Below are 16,665 nucleotides of genomic sequence, written 5' to 3'. Positions count from 1 at the left end.
TCAACATATCAATATTTTATATTTGTAGGAGGATTTTTATGAAAAAGATTATTGCTCTATTAATGTCTCTTGCGATGCTGTTTTCACTGACTGCATGCTCGGGCAAGGACGATTCAAATGATACCGCTTCTTCAGGCGAGGCTCCTGTTTTGAAAATCGCGGGAATACCAGACCAGGAAGTTTCTGAAATGGAACAGGGCTTTAACGACCTTGCTACATATCTATCCGAGAAGACTGGACTTGAAGTTGAATATGTCCCAGTTGCTGACTATTCCGCTGTCGTTACCGGATTTGAAAGAGGAGACATTCATCTTGCATGGTTTGGAGGCCTAACCGGCGTTCAGGCGAGAAACATGGTTCCTGATGCTCAGGCGATAGCTCAAGGACCCAGAGACGAAAAGTTCCACTCCGTTTTCATAGCTCAAAAAGGACTTGGGATAAAGTCGCTTGAAGACCTTAAGGGAAAAAGCTTCACTTTTGGAAGCGAAAGTTCCACTTCTGGACACCTTATGCCGCGTTATTTCCTTATGGAATCTGGAATAGACGCTGACTCTGACTTCGACGGAAAGCCTAACTACTCAGGTTCTCACGACAAGACTTACACGCTTGTAGAGTCTGGCGCATTCAACGCCGGAGCCCTTAACGAAGCTGTATGGGAAGGCGCAGTCGAGGAAAACAAGGTTGATCTTGACAAGGTCGAGGCATTCTACACTACTCCTGATTTTTACGACTACAACTGGTCTGTAAACAACCTTGATGACGCATTTGGAGAGGGAACAAACGAAAAGATAAAGCAGGCCCTTCTTTCAATAGGAGACGAGCAGCCTGACAACTATATACTGAAGCTTCTAAAGACTGACAAATTCATAGAGGCAAGCAATGACAACTATGACGCCATAGAAAAGGTTGCCAAAGAAATAGGAATAATAAAATAGAAGGTGTTTTAATATGTCAGTTAAAAACATTATTGAACTGGACAACATATCAAAAACTTTTGGAGAAATGGAAGCCCTGTCTTCCATTTCTCTTAATGTTAAAAAAGGCGAACTCATCGCGCTGATAGGTCCGAGCGGAGCGGGCAAAACCACACTTTTAAACATTCTTTCAAGCATAGTAAAGCCTGACTCCGGGAGCGTACTTGTAGACGGTGTTTCAATCGCTTCATACAAAAACAACAGAGAATTTGCAAGAAAAGTCGGTGTAATAAGGCAGCAGTTCGATCTGATACCGCAGCTTCCCGTGATTCACAATGTGCTTGTAGGCAACTTTTCGCACTGGGGCACTTTAAAGTCTCTCATTTCCCTTATACTGCCCCAGGACAAAAAAAGTGCGGAAAACGCGCTCAGCAGAACGGGTCTTATAGACAAGATATACGACAGGACCTCAAGGCTTTCAGGCGGCGAGCAGCAAAGGGTCGCCCTTGCGCGCCTTCTGGTTCAAAAGCCTGATATAATACTTGCAGACGAGCCGGTTTCTTCTCTTGACCCCGCCAGGGCCCAGGACATACTGTCAATACTTTCAATACTCGTAAAGGAAGACGGGCAGACTCTTGTGACAACGCTCCACTCGGTGGAATATGCAAAGCTTTACTTCGACAGGATAATAGGGATGCGCAGCGGAAAGCTGTTTTTTGACAAGCCTGCTGAATATGTAACCGAAAAAGACCTCGCCGACCTTTATACGCTGAAGGGGGATTCGAAACTGCATGAATCTGACACGAAAATCAGTTGATATGCATAAAAAGCATTTTTTGACGCTTTTTTTTATAATACTTTTCATCTGGAGCCTTTTTTCCGTAAGATGGAGCAGTGAGCTCTTACACTCAGGCGGAAAAGACATAATTCTTGACGTGCTGAGCTCTCTTTTCAGGCCTGACATGTCGTTTGAAACAATGAGCCTGGCGCTTTTTTCCTCTTGGATAACAATTTCATACGCCTTTGCAGGAATGAGCATAGCCATTGCAATAGCTTTTTTCACAGGCATTCTGGCTTCCGGCGTCCTCGCATCCAAGGACAGCTCTCTTGCAAAGATTTTATCCATGAGCTTTTTCAGAGGGCTTCTCGGATTCATGAGGGCTGTGCACGAACTTGTTTGGGCGTGGCTGTTTGTAGCCGCCATAGGTCTTTCTCCATACGCCGCCATATTCGCCCTTGCAATACCGTATGGAGGCACATTGGGGAGGATATTCGCTGATATTCTAAACGATGTCCCCAAAGAGCCCATATACGCACTCAAATCAAGCGGAGCTTCGAACATTCAGCTTCTTATGTACGGCTATCTTCCCATTTCAGCGGCCGACATGCTCAGCTATACAATATACAGGCTAGAATGCTCCGTAAGATCTTCCACAATAATGAGTTTTGTCGGCCTTGGAGGGCTTGGCTACCAGATACAGCTCGCCCTTGCGGATTTGAGATTTGAAAGAGTGTGGACTTTCATGTTCTTTTTGATAATAATTGTTACACTGATAGATTTTTGGAGCAATGCAATCAGGGAGAGGTTGTCGGTATGATAAACAGAAAAAATGTCAAAAAACACTTTAAGCCGGACTTTGTAAATACGTCGGTTATGATCTTTTTCATTATAGTTTTTACTTCATGGTTTTTCATATACAAAGTGGACGGTGCAGACCTTTCAAAACTCTTTTCTGAAAAGAACTCATTCCATGCAAAAAAATTTTTGAACGGCCTCTTTGGAATTGGCGAAGAAAGTGCAGCCTTCAAAGATCCTGAAAGCTGGAAAAGCGCACTGAGCCTTACTTACGAGACGCTTCAAATGAGCATAATGGCGACAGGCTTTGCAAGCCTTGGAATGTTTTTGACAGTCCTTTTCGCCGCTAAAAACCATGCAAACGGAACCCTTACCCTTAAAAGAGAAGCATCTGGATGGATTTTATTTTGGACTGCAAGAGACATTTATGTGCTTACAAGGGCTGTGCCTGAGCTCATATGGGCCATGATGATAATTTTTGTGTTCAAGCCTGGCATACTTCCGGGCGCCATAGCTCTTGCGCTTCACAATTTCGGAATACTCGGGAAGCTCTGCGCCGAGGTGATAGAGGACATTGACCACAGGCCCATAAGTAACCTTTCCTCAAGCGGGGCAAATGCGCTGCAAATGCTGTTTTACGGCATACTGCCCACTGTCACTCCCAAGTTCATAACCTTCATGCTGTATAGGTGGGAAGTCATAATCCGCACCACTATAGTCGTGGGGCTTGTCGGGGCGGGAGGGCTCGGACAGCAGTTCAAGCTCAGCATGAGCTGGTTCCATTATACTGACGTGACGCTTCTTCTTATATGCTACCTGATTCTCGTATTTGCCGCAGACATAATTTCAGAGGGTCTTCGAAAAATAGCGCAGTAAAAAACACCCTGCAGGGCAGGCTCTCATAGAGTCTACTCCACAGGGTATTTTGCATATAGCTCGGCCTCTTTTTACAGCTTGTTCATCGACATAAGATGCAGCATCGCTTCAAGTACTCCGCCGCCTATCGCCCTGGCCTTTTCAGATATTGTGAAGCAGTAGTCGTATATCCCCCTGGGGTCTATATCTCCTATCTTGAGGCCTTTTTCTACATCAGTCCCATCCATTATTAGCCCCCTTATGACTCCGCTTATCTGCGCCTTTATCTCGCCCCCCTCGATAACTGAAACCGCATCCCCCGCTTCGACAAAATCGCCTATTTCCAGTATGTTTTCAACTGTTCCGCCGCAGGGAGCCCTGAGGACCCTTTGATATGTATACCCGCACACATCAGACGGTATGCCCGTGTTTTTCCTCGCGCTTCCCTTGTATATGACTCTTCCCAGCTCGTGCCCCCTCAAGGTTTCCACTACTGCGTCGACGTCCACTCCTGCGAAGAATCCGGGCCCCACGCCTATTGTGATTGGAACCATCCCTATTGTAATTCCCATGTTGTGCTTTGCAAGCGTGGCATCTACGAGCACGTCCACATTGAGTTCATTTAGCATGGACATGTGCTCATCCACAACAACGGCCACCTCGTCAATGTCCCAAATCTTCTCCACATCCTCTTTCGACTTTGCAAGCACTGCCCTTACGCTTTCGATTTCCGTTTCGCCTTCAAACACCGCCTGTGCAAATGAAACCCTTCGCCTTACAACGGTCGGCTTTTCTATCTCAAATACTATCACCCGAAATCCACATCTGTGAAGTCTGTGTATTACCCCGCTCGCGATGTCCCCTGCTCCCCTTACCGCCACAGTCTTTTTAAACATTTATATCATTCTCCATTCTCTGCAGTTCAATATAATCGTTCATAGTGTCAACGTCCCTCCCGCAAAGGCTACAGCCGACTTCCAGCAAAACTACCCTTTCACTGTGCCTTTTTATTACAACCCTTCCTCCACTGTCCCCCTGGAGATTCAAAAGCTCTTCTTTCAGGTCCTTTGGAAATACAACAGGACTTTTTCTCCTGCCCCCGTAAGTGGGCACTATTATGGAGGTTGGATTTTCAATTGATTTTTGAACCAACATGTCTATTATACCACTTTTTAAGAAGGGCATGTCGGCCTGTATGAACATATGTCCGTCAAATTTGTACTCTTCAAGCGCTCTGATCCCCGCCCTTATGCTTTCGCTCTGGCCTTTGTGAGCACTTTCATTCCTCACGGCTTCAATCCCAATGCTTTCTGCGAGTTTTGACACTTCATGCCTTCTGCACACTATTACGGTCTTCGAAAGCTTAGACTGCAGTGCTGCAAACATCACCCTTTGCACTATTGGCACTCCGCCGATTTCCATAAGCAGCTTGTCCTCCCCCATGCGGCTTGAAAACCCCGAAGCCATTATTATTCCTGCAATTTCCATGCTTTTTTCCATATCGTGTCGACCCTGCCTTTTTTAAGGCTCCCCGCCAATATTCCTGAAATATGATTTTCAATATGGCCTTCAGCCTCTTTTCCCACCTGGATATTTTTGACCCTTTCAATTATATTCCGGGCGCAGTCCGCTTGCCATTCATATTCGACCTTGTTCAGCAGCACATATCTTTTTGACCCTTCGGCCCCTTTGAAAATGCCAAAAGGCGACATTATAAGCCTTGCAATGTCGCCGCATTCTATTATGTCGCCTTCTTTTTTTCCCGCCACGCGGCAGAATTCATCCACTCTATGTACTACACTTTCGTCTATGACTTTGCCAATGCAGTCCATCCCGATCACTCCGACAACAATGTCGCTGCATGGTGCAATTACCGGCTCATGCGCTGCAGGCGCCTTTACAGGCCTTCCCCTCGAGCCGTCCGATTCGACTATTATCAAGTCAAATATACCTTTTCCCTTTATGCTGCAAATAGTCTGTGCAGGCACGCCCCTTAGCTTTTTGTTTTCATCTATATAGCTTCCAAGCGCCGTTATCCCGCCGGTTTCACTGAACAATTCGTTCTCGCCTTCCCTGGTCACAACCACCCTGTGCACCCATTCCCCATTTGGAACGTATATGGCGGTTGTGGTTGTGACAAGTACATTTTTGCCGCATTTGCAAAATTCAAGAGACAGCTTTTTCATAAGGCTGGTCTTGCCTCCGCCTCCGACTATGCTTATAAGCTGTCCCGTATCCATTTCGAGCAGTCTTGAAATATTCATATTGTACCTGCCGCTACTTTCCAAAAGGGCATACAGGATATGTGCACTCGTCGCATCCGAGGCACAGCCCTCCATCTGCCATTTTCACAATGTCCATCTTGCTGATGCGCTCCCCGGCAAGCACCCTAGGCAGAACAAGCTCCAAAGCCGTGGCCCTATGGTACATCGCACAGGCCGGAACACCCATTATAGCTGTTTCGCCCTTGTATGCCAGCATGAACATCGCTCCCGGCAGCACAGGCGCCCCGTATGTTACAACCACGTCGCTCACATTCCTTATTGCCGCCGGAGTCATGTCGTCCGGGTCTACAGACATTCCGCCCGCGCATATTACAATGTCAGCTCCATCTTCTATGAGCTCTTCTATCTTAGCGGCAGTCATTTTAGCATCGTCTCTCGAGTACTTTATTCCCAGATTCTCTATTTTAAGCTCTTCAAGCTTTTTTTCCATTACCGGTCCGAATTTGTCGTTTATCCGGCCCTCGAAGACCTCGCTTCCCGTGACTACAATCCCGCCCTTTTTAGGCAGAAATTCATCTACATATATTATGGGGCCTTTATTGGCGCATATATCCTCTATCTGCTTTATCTTATACTCGTCTATTACAAGCGGAATCACCCGGGTTCCTGCTGCAAGCGAGCCCTTTTCCATTACGCTGTTTTTGTGGATTGTTGAAAACATTACGTCTTCTATGGCATTCACCTCATACAGCTCCTCGACATCTATCCTTAGTATACCATCCACATTTGACTTTACTGTTATCTTTCCTTCGGAAGGCTCGCTGCATACAAGCCCTTTTCCCACCGCACAGCTTGCTATCCTCTTTGCGGCTTCGTTCTCGTGGAGAATCCCCTCCCCCATTTCCAGGACGTATATGTGGTATTTCCCCATGTCCTTGAGCTTTTGAACGTCTCCCGGCTCTATGACATGGCCCTTTTTGAACGCGGCTCCCTTGAACTCTCCCGGCACAATCTTTGTGAGATCGTGCGCTATGGCCATTCCTATCGCATCCTCCACTTTAACTGTCTTAAACATACTCTATCGATAACCTCCAGCTCATTCAAAATAGCTCAAAATAATTGAAACGTCATGCTGAAAACAAAAAAGAATGCTTCAGATCACCAAAACATTCTTAATATTGAATACTATTCCATTATAGCATATCCATATGCATACGATATCAACTTTTAATGCCATTCCATTTTTGAAGTTCATGCCGGCTGTATTAATACGCTCTTATCAAGCTTATTCCCAAGATTTCAGCTCATATTTCATATTTTCCAGATCAGCTTGCGTTAATATGTGCGCCTTGCAGCCGCTATTGCGGCTTTCAGGTTTTCAGCAGGGGTACTGTTAAGGCAGGTGCAGCCAAAAGCCACAAGGAAATTGTCGTGCCCCTTCATCGATTCCACAATCTCTGCGACATTCTTTTCGACCTTTTCAGGGCTCATCTTTCCAAGCACTTCTATGGGGTCTATGTTGCCGGCTATCACAATATCACTTGGCACCGCCTTGGCAATCTTTTGAAGGTCCATAATCTGGTCGAAGCTTATGCACTCTGGCCCCATTTCTATCATGTTTCCTATGAGGTTGGTCGTGTCCCCGCATATGTGAAGCCCTTTCCAGCAGTGCAGGGCCTCGTATATCGAATATACGGCTGGCACCACATATTTTTCAAACCTCTTTGGCGAAAGTATTACGGATGACGGCTCGGCTATTGATATGAATCTTGTGCCGGCATTTTGCGCGGCCACCGCATAACTTCTCACCATTTCAGTAGTGTATTCCAGAATGTGTTCCACAAATGCACCGTCCTTTATTATCTTTCTGGACATGTCTGTGGCCCCAACCATGTTTACAGCTGTCGTGAACGGCCCCGGTATGGACAGGAAAAATGGCTTTTCAAAGCTGCCTGAAATATCTCTTATGCTCTGAAGGTGGGCTTTCATGTTGTCGTCTTTTTCAGGATGGATCATCTGTATCCCTTTTATCTCGTCATCGCTCATGTGCTCCAGAACACTTGGAAAGTCAAAGTCCGGAGTCAGCATTTTCATGCCGAGGCTTTTGCAGAATATCCCTCCGTAGTCAAGGGCGTATATGAAGTCAGACCCGAAGCCCTCGTCCATGACCTTTGCCAGATCCATCTGCTTTTGGGGCGACCTGCACACCTCTTCGTAAGTGTCCCCCGTGATGAAAAGACCGTTTGTTCCCATGAAAGGCAGCATGTATCCGCGGTTTTCGCTGTGTATATACTCTATTAGCCTCATTATGCCCCGGCTCTTCTTTCCATGAATCTCTTCGCAAGATTTACCGCCTCCGGCGCGTTCGCAGAATACCCGTGCGCGCCTATTTCATTTGCAAAGCTCTCCGAAATGGGCGCCCCCCCTATCATGACAAAAGGTTTCTTTTCAAGCCCCCTTTTGCCAAGCTCTTCAATGACATCCTTCATTCCGTGCATTGTTGTCGTCATAAGTGATGAAAGGCACACTATATCCGCGCCGATCTCTTGTGCCTTATCCGCAAAGTCCATTGCAGGAACATTCCTTCCAAGGTCGTGCATTTCGAATCCCGCAGCTTCGAGCATTATTGCCACTATGTTCTTTCCTATGTCGTGAGTGTCACCTTCCACAACTCCTATTACGATCTTGCCCATGTTGTCTGCGGCTTTTTTCTGGTGAGGTCTTAGCACTTCAAGCGCGCTGTACATCGTGTCCGCGCAGACTATCACCTCTGGCACGAAGTATTCCCCGCTTTCAAAGAGTTCGCTTACCTTTTCCATTCCCCTTGAAAGCCCGTTCATTATGGCCTCCTGAGGGTCTATTCCGCTTTCTATGGCTTCATTCGCCACCTCTATTATCTCGTCCTCCTCCATTTCAACCACGCACTCTGCAAGCCTTCTTAGTATTTCTTCTTTTTCGATCATTGTATCCTCCCGTATATGTATTTATTATAATCGTATTATGTAAATCAATATATTATAGCCTCACGGTATTGCCGCGTTTAGATTTAATGCCCTATTTCCAAGTCCCTGCAGCTCTTGCTAATATTACTGCTGTTGTCTGGCGCAAATAATGATTTCTCATTTTGTATGCATTGATATGTCAACAGCTTCAATAATTATATATGCTCCAGTCGATTACAATCAACGGTTATTAATATTTTAAATGGTTGTATGTGTATTTATAAATTTATTCTATATCGCTATCCATTATGTCTTTAAAAAGTGGACCATACCCAAAATGAACATGTCAGATAAAAAAACAAAACACATCCTCCCGATAAAGTTTGGATGTGCTTAATATTCCATATATAAGATAACCCATATCAAACTTAATTTACAGGTATAAGATAACTTAGCAAAATTCAAGCAATATGCTTACTCCATTATCTTCATAAGCACCTTGTCTGGCGTTATAGGAAGCTTTCTGAACCTCTTCCCTACCGCATTTGACACTGCATCCGCTATTGCAGGAGCAGGAGTGTTTATTACAACCTCTCCGACAGACTTGGCCCCGAAAGGTCCCGTAGGCTCGTAGCTTGGCTCGAATTCGACCTTAAGCGAATGGATGTCCTTTCTGCAAGGTATCTTGTACTGCATAAATGTATCTGTTATCATCCTTCCGCCTTGCGAGTACTGAACATCCTCGTAAAGCGCTATTCCTATCCCCTGCACTATTCCGCCCTCGACCTGTATCCTGGCGAGGTTTGGATTTATTACCGTTCCGCAGTCGACAACGGCAACATAGTCCAAAAGATCCACCTTTCCGGTTTCCATGTCCACTTCAACCTCCGCGAATCCAGCTATGAAAGGCGGCGGGCTTGTGTCCCCTCCGAAGGTTCCGTTTCCGACAAGCTGAAGGTTGCCCTCTCCAAGTGAAAGCGTGTTTGCAAACTTTGAAAGTGACATGCTCTTTCCGCATTTGGATGTTATTTCCTTTCCGTCGAACTCTACGTCTTCCGCCTTCACATTCCACATATCTGCAGCTTTTTCAATCATTTTGTTTCTAAGATCCCTTGCTGCAAATATAGTGGCATTTCCCGTAACATATGTCGTGCTCGATGCGTATGATCCGGTATCATACGGAGATACGTCGGTGTCTGCCGAATGTACAGTTATGTTCTCCATTTCCGTGTCGAGTATCTGGGCCGCCATCTGCGCAAGTATGGTGTCACAGCCTGTTCCCATGTCAGTAGATCCTATCATGAGAGTGTAGAAGCCTTCGCTGTTTAATTTTATCATTACAGAAGCCGTGTCTATTCCCGCTATTCCAGAGCCCTGCATTGTAACAGCCATTCCAACGCCTCTCATCTTGCCCTCTGGAACCTTTATGCACGGGTACTTTTCATTCCAGCCTATAAGCTTTTTGCCTTTTTCTATGCACCTGTCCAGAGAAGAGCTCATTAGTGTTGCAGGGTTTTTCTCGTCCCCGCCCTCGAGCAAGGCACTCTTTTCACCCTGCTTCATAAGGTTCTTCTCCCTTATGACAGAAGGGTCCATTTCAAGCTTTTGGGCCAGCTCGTTCACTGCGGACTCAAGTGCGAAAATGCCCTGCGTAACGCCGTATCCCCTTAGAGCCCCAGCTGGCATTTTGTTGGTGTATACAACCTTGCCGTGGTATCTCACGGCATTTGCCTTGTTGTAAAGAGGAAGACTCTTGTGTCCCGCCACCGTAAACACGGTCCAGCAGTGCTCCCCGTATGCGCCCGTGTCTGAAAGCGCCTCCATGTCTATGGCCTTTATCATTCCGTCCCTGTCAGCTCCGACCTTGACATTTATTCTCATGGCGTGCCTGCTGGTTGTGCAGCTGAATGACTCTCTTCTTGAGTATATTATCTTTGCCGGCTTTCCTGTCTTGAGCGTGACTATGGCAGGGAATATTTCGACCGATGCTGTCTGCTTTCCGCCAAAGCCCCCTCCTATCCTGGGCTTTACAACCCTTATCTTGCTTGCAGGTATCTCGAGGGCCCTCGCCAGAATCCTTCTGACGTGAAACGGAATCTGAGTCGAGCTCACGACGTTCAGCCTTCCCGCATGGTCAAAATGGGTCCATGTCCTGTACGTCTCCATCATCGCATGGGCCTGCGCCTGCATGTAATATGTACCCTCTACGACCACTTCACTCTTTTCAAGCTCCGCCTCCACGTCCCCATATCCCATTGAATCCGCGGCTGCCAGGTTCTTGTGGCTTCTAAGCCCTATGTCAAAGCTCACATGGGGATCGTCAACATGTACTTTCGAAGGGCTCTCCTGTGCTGTTTCAAAGTCTAATACAGGCTGGATCACTTCGTAGTCAACCTTTATAAGGCCCAGGGCCTTTTCGGCAGTCCTCTCGTCTACAGCTGCCACTATGGCAACCTCATCCCCCACGTATCTTACGTATTCGTCAAGTATTCTCCTGTCATATGGAGAGGGCTCCGGGTAAGACTGCCCGGCAAGGGTGAACTTGCTCTTTGGCACGTCCTCGTGTGTGAGCACGCACTCAACGCCCGGAAGCGCCTGAGCCTTTTCCACGTCTATTCCCTTTATCCTCGCGTATGCGTGAGGGCTTCTGAGTATCTTAACTACAAGCGCGCCTGTGCATATGTCATCGGTATATACAGGTTTTCCAAGCGCTATGTCCATTCCGTCTATTTTTGCAATTCCCTTGTTTACATAGCCCATACTAATCCACCCCCATGTATTTTTTAAGGGCTCTAAGCTGGCCCACATATCCCGTGCATCTGCACAGGTTTCCGTTAAGGTAGTGTTTTATGCTCTCTTCCGTAGGATTTTTCAGCTCCCTTTTCATCGCAAGCACAGTCATTATGAATCCTGGGCTGCAAAATCCGCACTGCTCTGCTCCCTCTCCCGTGAGAAAGCTTGCAAACTCGGCCGCTTCTTCCTGAAGCCCCTCTATTGTGGTTATTCTCTTTCCATTTGCCCTTGCCGCAAGGTAAGAGCATGAAAGCACAGGCTTTTCGTCCACCCATACTGTGCAAAGTCCGCAAGATCCTGTGTCGCATCCTTTTTTGACGCTCAAAAATCCGTATCTTCTGAGCATATCAGCCAAAAACTCGTCGGCATGCGCCTCAACTGCAATGTCATTGCCGTTTATGTTGATATTAAGCTTAAGTTTGTTATCCATTGTCAACGACCTCCATCAAAGCTCTTTTTACAAGCACCGGACATACCGCCATCCTGTACTCCTGTGACGCCCTCATATTGCCTGAAAATGACAGCTCCTGCGCTGCAGTTTTGGCAGAATCGTCTATGGCCGACAAGGCGTCGTTTGCGCCGTTTAGCTTTTCCATGGCTCCTTTTGCAAGGGAAGCCGCATAAGGCCTTGCTCCAACAGCTATCCTGTAGCCGTACTCGCCTTTTGAAACAGCCGCGTTTATTATCGCATAGTCTGCCATTGAATTTCTTATCATCTTGAATGATGCCGCGCTACAGTTTTTATTCACAATTATCTTTGTGAGTATGTCTCTTCTCGGCCCGTTTTCCATGAACTCCTCAAGAGACATAGCTCCGCCATTATGAAGCTCCACCTGGGCGTCAAGGGCCAAAAGCGCGGTTATGGGGTCTGAAAATCCGTATCTTGAAAATACCGTGGCCCCTATCGTCGCAATGTTTCTAAGCTGCACTCCGACAATGTTTTTCACTGAGTCCTCAAAGAAGCTCCCAAAGCTGCCCTTTAGCTCCTCGCTGGTCTCTATCTGCCTTAGCGTGGCCATGGCTCCTATTTCGAATCTGTCCTCAAATTCATTTATGTAGTCAAGCCCCAGGCCCGAAAGGTCTATGCCTTTGCCTATGCTCTTCGAGCCCATCCTCAAAAATGCACATCCCCCTATGATGGCGCTGTTTTTTCTCTCCATGAGAAGCTCATAAGCCTCTTCAATGCTTTTGGGACATACATATTCCTTTATGCTTACCAAGTGCATCCCCTCCATAAAAACTTTTTTTATTCCATATATTATATATTAATTCTTTATACCACGCATATTAATATTATATACAAATAATAGCCTATATGCATACAATTCCAGAAATATTATAGCATGAAATGCCGCCAAAGTTGTCGAAATTCGAACATTATCCACAAAATCCATCTTTCCTCCACGTGACTCCGCATGCTTCGCGAAATGTATCCGAATTATAGTTCGTGTGTATGTTCATTTTGTAAGCTGTCATAATATTTCCATGTATAGTTTTCACATGCTTTTTGAAATTCCCCTTTTCTTTTCGCAAAAAATGTCGTAATATATAACCATACTTTTTAGGTATAGTTATAGTCACTCTATTATTTGCACTACTTATTGCTTAATTGCTTAATTTCATAAGTATGCTTTTAAAATATATACTCATATACAACTACGCAAGGAGGATATACATATGTTTTCTTTCAAATCGGTAAGACAAAAAATACTGCTCGTCCTCATACTGGCATTCGTGCCTTTTCTTGCCAATATGGGAGTGCTTTTTAGCACACTTGAAGGCATGAACAACGACGGGACTGTAATCAACATAAGCGGAAGCCAGAGAATGAGGACAATGCTGCTCGGACTCTACAGTTCAAAATACGCGGATTCCATAGAAAACTCAGATAACTCGGGCGCTCAGAATGCAAAAAAAACACTCCAGGAAGAGCTTGAAAAATACAACCAGATACATAAAGCGCTCATGGAGGGCAACGGGGATTTTGGCATAAACAAAAAGCCAGACGATCAAATCCACCAGAAACTGTCGGAATTGAAGCCTTCAATAGACAAGTATTCGGCCAGCATAGAGGCAATGCTCCATGGCAGTGACATAGAGCAAAATGCAGCTTTTGTATCTTCAAGTGCAATGGACATAAAAAACGGCATAAACGAAATCGTCGGAATGTACCAAAAAAATTACGACAGCAAGGTGGCTACCCTTAAAATGGTTGAGTTTGCAATACTCGCAGTTGGGGCCGTAATCCTTTTTCTTAGCTTTGCAATAGCTTCCAAGAGCATTGTAACTCCCATAAAAACTGTAACCGAAAAGCTCAGGGACATTTCGGAAGGAAGCGGAGACCTTACCGAAAAAATAAAGGTGGGCTCAAATGACGAGATAGGGCTGCTTTCAGAGTATTTCAACCGCTTTGTAGACACAGTGCGGGACATAGTCTCTCAGATAGACCATTCAGGAGAAAGCGTCCTTATGGCTTCAAGCACTCTTGCCCATATAACAGAGCAGGCTGCGTACGCAAGCGAGAGCATGTCTTCAAACGTTTCTGAAATAGCTCTTGGAACTGCAAGCCAAGCTGACGACATACAGTCGATAGCAAACATGTCCTACGAGCTTGACAGGGAGATAGGCGAAATTACAAGCCTTTCGGCAAATATGAAAAATGATTCTCAAAACACCCAGGAGATAAACACAAAAAGCCTCGAAATTGTAAACCAGCTCAGCGACAGGAACAATAGAAATCTCGAGTCTGTAAACCATGTAAAAAATGCAATGGACCAGCTAAGCCAAAAATCAAACGAGATAAACTCTCTTGTCGATTTTATAAATTCGATTTCAGAGCAGACAAATCTTCTTGCTCTCAACGCCGCCATAGAAGCCGCAAGGGCAGGAGAACACGGAAGAGGCTTCTCAGTTGTAGCCGAAGAGGTCAGAAAGCTTGCCGAGGAGTCTGAAAGCTCATCCAAAAAAATAGCCAATATAGTCAGCCACATGCAAGTGGAGGTTGTCAAGGCATCAGACTTTATAAACGAAATGATAGTAATGGCCAAAGAACAGAATTCATCCGTCGAAGAGACTAAAGGCGCATTTTCCGACATAACAAAGTCAGTGAAAAGCATAACATTCCAAATAGAGAAGATAAGTGAAAACATCACTGAAATGGCATCGAACAAGAACGAAATAGTTTCTTCTATAGAAAATATATCTGCAGTATCCCAGCAGACCGCAGCCGCTTCACATGAAGTCGCATCGTTTGGCGAAGAACAGCAGGCCCATATAGAGGAGGTGAGCTCTTCTTCAGCGGAACTCAGTACAATGGCAAAAAACCTCAAAAACATAGTGGGCAAGTTCAAATATTAAAGAGATTGTATTTAAAATCAGGCGCCACAAAACGAAAAGAACAGCTCTCGGCTGTTCTTTTCGTTTTAATGTTATACTTTTTCGAAATCACATGAAAACCCGTTCCTTCCGCAGTTTTTGACCGTATAGAGAAGCTTGTCCGCACCCTTCACAATCTTTTCAACCGAAGTGTTTTCATCAGGAACAATCATCTTCATCCCTGCGCTTATTGTGACATAATCCGAAACGTCAGAAGTCTCATGAATTATATTAAGAGCTTCCACACCACTTATGACTTCTCTTATCATATCTTTTGCAGACTCCTTAGAATGTCCCTCCAGCACCATTACAAACTCTTCCCCTCCATACCTTGCAAAAAACCCGCCGACAGGCTCGACTATGGACTTCACTTTTTCTGCCACGGCCTTGAGGCATTCGTCGCCTTTCACATGCCCGTAAGTGTCGTTGTACCGTTTGAAATGGTCTATGTCGAATATGCATATGCTTATAGCCTCAGCCATTTCACGGCTTTTTTCAAAGGCCTTCAAGACGTAAGCGTCGAATCTCCTCCTGTTTGGAATTCCCGTAAGGCTGTCCAAACAGGAAATCTCCTCAAGTGTTTTATTCACCTCGACAAGCATGCTGTTTATGCTCGTAAGCTCCATGTTTTTAACATCTATCTCTCGAGTCCTCTCTGCTATTTTAATTTCCAGGCTTTCATTCAGCAATTTCATGTCCTGCACGAGTTCTTCCGATTTTCTCAGGGCCTTCACAAATTTTTGCGACAGTATATTTGACTGTACAAAAATCAAAAAGAATATTCCAAAAGACACACTGTACAGAGTGTCTATTATCGAAAATGAGTTGAGCACATCGTTTATCACACATGCCACAAGTAAAAGAACTACTGCAAGCATGCTCCTTGCACTGCTTTCACCTTCTTTGGCCGCCTTCAAAATCACCACGAAGCTGTATAGCATTACAAGAATCATGGCGCCTTCATAGGGGAGAAGAATCCTTCCATATATGTTTTCGTCCGTAATCAGCGTAATCGCAATGAATACGGCTGTAATCCTCAAAAACGCCTTATGTATTTTGGGGGAGTATATGTTATTGAAGGTTTCATTCAGCAGCACCACGAAAAACAGGGCCCCAAAGTAGACAGTAAATAGCGTGGCCTTCGCAAAAATACTCCAAGGCATCTCCGGATGCATTCTGACTATGAATCTTTCGCCCACCAACATTACCCGTACTGCCATTGAAAGGCAGAGGAGGCTGAAATAAATGTACTCCCGATCACTCGTCCTTCTCATGTAGAGTATGAAAAACTTTATAAACATTATTACAAAGCCGCCAAACATGAAAAAATCCTTTGCCATGAGCTTCATAGACATTTTCGAAATATTTTCAACTGTACCCAGGTAAAATCCCTTCACTTTGGGACTGATGTCGTCAAAATTCGAAAACTGAATGGCTATTCCCACATATTCGCCCTTTGGGCTGAAGTATGATGTTGTAGGGAGGTATATCCCCTTGGATGAACTTTCAACACTGCCTAATACCCCCTGGCTTGCAGCAAGCTCCCCGTCTATGAATATTCTCGCCGCTGTCGGCAGGTATTCCGCCTTGAATGCCAGTTTTTCTTCCTTGAGCCGGCTTGGAATCTTTACTCTGAAGTAGATAGTCCCGTATCCATAGCTGTTTCCTCCATTCATCTCTTTATAGTTCGAGGGGATGCTTGCCATGGTCCAGTTCGCATGCTTTTCAATGTTCTCTCCGGTTAGGAATTCACCGTCAAAATAACAGGCGTCTCCTGAAAGCTTTACAACCTTTTTTGAAATGTCATAATCCCCAAGTTCCAGACTGGCATCCAAGAGTTTTGCACTTTCAAAAGGCACGTAAAAACCATCATAAAAAAATATTATGAGGATCGCTGTAACAGCAAAGAGAACTGCCCTAAGAACAATACTATTGAATTTTTCAGTTTTTGAAAAAATGGCCATACGCAGCTCTCCTCATATAAA

Annotated in this window: 15 protein-coding genes; 5 read left to right on the top strand and 10 right to left on the bottom strand. The window is 45.3% G+C overall.

What is annotated here, in order from left to right; genetic code table 11:
• Positions 1–38: 38 nt before the first annotated feature.
• The 4 genes from BUQ87_RS10985 to BUQ87_RS15430 are packed head-to-tail and all read left to right on the top strand — an operon-like array spanning position 39 to position 3,366.
• Complete coding sequence (locus tag BUQ87_RS10985) at positions 39–935, top strand: putative selenate ABC transporter substrate-binding protein (RefSeq protein WP_038264222.1); 897 nt, start codon at positions 39–41, stop codon at positions 933–935.
• A gap of 13 nt (positions 936–948) precedes the next feature.
• Entirely contained in the window at positions 949–1,731 is a 783-nt protein-coding gene (locus BUQ87_RS10980) for a phosphonate ABC transporter ATP-binding protein (protein WP_038264224.1), read from the top strand.
• A 19-nt stretch (positions 1,732–1,750) separates the two neighbouring features.
• On the top strand, positions 1,751–2,512 hold the full coding sequence (locus BUQ87_RS15435; protein ID WP_242943836.1) for a PhnE/PtxC family ABC transporter permease: 762 nt from the start codon (positions 1,751–1,753) through the stop codon (positions 2,510–2,512).
• The gene (locus tag BUQ87_RS15430) at positions 2,509–3,366 is read left to right on the top strand and encodes a PhnE/PtxC family ABC transporter permease (protein WP_038264228.1); all 858 of its coding nucleotides are present in this window, start codon (positions 2,509–2,511) and stop codon (positions 3,364–3,366) included. The genes BUQ87_RS15435 and BUQ87_RS15430 overlap by 4 nt, the downstream gene beginning before the upstream one ends.
• A gap of 71 nt (positions 3,367–3,437) precedes the next feature.
• Here the strand turns inward: BUQ87_RS15430 and yqeB are convergent, their stop codons facing one another.
• The 9 genes from yqeB to BUQ87_RS10925 all read right to left on the bottom strand — a co-directional run bounded on the left by yqeB (position 3,438) and on the right by BUQ87_RS10925 (position 12,525).
• Positions 3,438–4,241, bottom strand: a complete 804-nt coding sequence (gene yqeB / locus BUQ87_RS10965) for a selenium-dependent molybdenum cofactor biosynthesis protein YqeB (protein ID WP_038264230.1) — start codon at positions 4,239–4,241, stop codon at positions 3,438–3,440.
• Positions 4,234–4,845 carry a nucleotidyltransferase family protein gene (locus BUQ87_RS10960; protein ID WP_052636081.1) on the bottom strand — a complete coding sequence of 204 codons (612 nt, stop codon included), beginning with the start codon at positions 4,843–4,845 and terminating at the stop codon, positions 4,234–4,236. The genes yqeB and BUQ87_RS10960 overlap by 8 nt, the downstream gene beginning before the upstream one ends.
• Positions 4,815–5,609, bottom strand: coding sequence for a selenium cofactor biosynthesis protein YqeC (gene yqeC, locus BUQ87_RS10955; protein WP_038264232.1), 795 nt, complete (start codon positions 5,607–5,609; stop codon positions 4,815–4,817). Before yqeC ends, BUQ87_RS10960 begins: the two co-directional genes overlap by 31 nt.
• A 13-nt stretch (positions 5,610–5,622) precedes the next feature.
• On the bottom strand, positions 5,623–6,645 hold the full coding sequence (locus BUQ87_RS10950; RefSeq protein WP_038264234.1) for a molybdopterin-binding protein: 1,023 nt from the start codon (positions 6,643–6,645) through the stop codon (positions 5,623–5,625).
• A gap of 260 nt (positions 6,646–6,905) precedes the next feature.
• Entirely contained in the window at positions 6,906–7,877 is a 972-nt protein-coding gene (locus tag BUQ87_RS10945) for a uroporphyrinogen decarboxylase family protein (protein ID WP_038264237.1), read from the bottom strand.
• Positions 7,877–8,533, bottom strand: a complete 657-nt coding sequence (locus tag BUQ87_RS10940; protein WP_038264239.1) for a cobalamin B12-binding domain-containing protein — start codon at positions 8,531–8,533, stop codon at positions 7,877–7,879. Before BUQ87_RS10940 ends, BUQ87_RS10945 begins: the two co-directional genes overlap by 1 nt.
• 453 nt (positions 8,534–8,986) lie before the next feature.
• The gene (locus BUQ87_RS10935; RefSeq protein ID WP_038264241.1) at positions 8,987–11,272 is read right to left on the bottom strand and encodes a xanthine dehydrogenase family protein molybdopterin-binding subunit; all 2,286 of its coding nucleotides are present in this window, start codon (positions 11,270–11,272) and stop codon (positions 8,987–8,989) included.
• Position 11,273: 1 nt separating this feature from the next.
• Positions 11,274–11,735, bottom strand: coding sequence for a (2Fe-2S)-binding protein (locus BUQ87_RS10930; protein ID WP_038264246.1), 462 nt, complete (start codon positions 11,733–11,735; stop codon positions 11,274–11,276).
• A complete protein-coding gene (locus tag BUQ87_RS10925) occupies positions 11,728–12,525 on the bottom strand; it encodes an FAD binding domain-containing protein (protein ID WP_038264249.1) in 798 nt (265 codons plus the stop codon). Before BUQ87_RS10925 ends, BUQ87_RS10930 begins: the two co-directional genes overlap by 8 nt.
• Positions 12,526–12,982: 457 nt before the next feature.
• Here BUQ87_RS10925 and BUQ87_RS10920 point away from each other — a divergent pair, with 457 nt between their 5' ends.
• On the top strand, positions 12,983–14,662 hold the full coding sequence (locus BUQ87_RS10920; RefSeq protein ID WP_038264252.1) for a methyl-accepting chemotaxis protein: 1,680 nt from the start codon (positions 12,983–12,985) through the stop codon (positions 14,660–14,662).
• 71 nt (positions 14,663–14,733) lie between these two features.
• Here the strand turns inward: BUQ87_RS10920 and BUQ87_RS10915 are convergent, their stop codons facing one another.
• Complete coding sequence (locus BUQ87_RS10915) at positions 14,734–16,644, bottom strand: sensor domain-containing diguanylate cyclase (RefSeq protein ID WP_038264256.1); 1,911 nt, start codon at positions 16,642–16,644, stop codon at positions 14,734–14,736.
• Between the last annotated feature and the right edge of the window lie 21 nt (positions 16,645–16,665).

The organism is Peptoclostridium litorale DSM 5388 (genome assembly GCF_900141635.1).
GTDB lineage: Bacteria > Bacillota > Clostridia > Peptostreptococcales > Peptostreptococcaceae > Peptoclostridium > Peptoclostridium litorale.
The sequence above is the reverse complement of the archived record's forward strand: the minus strand, read 5'-3'. Positions and strand labels throughout refer to the sequence as shown.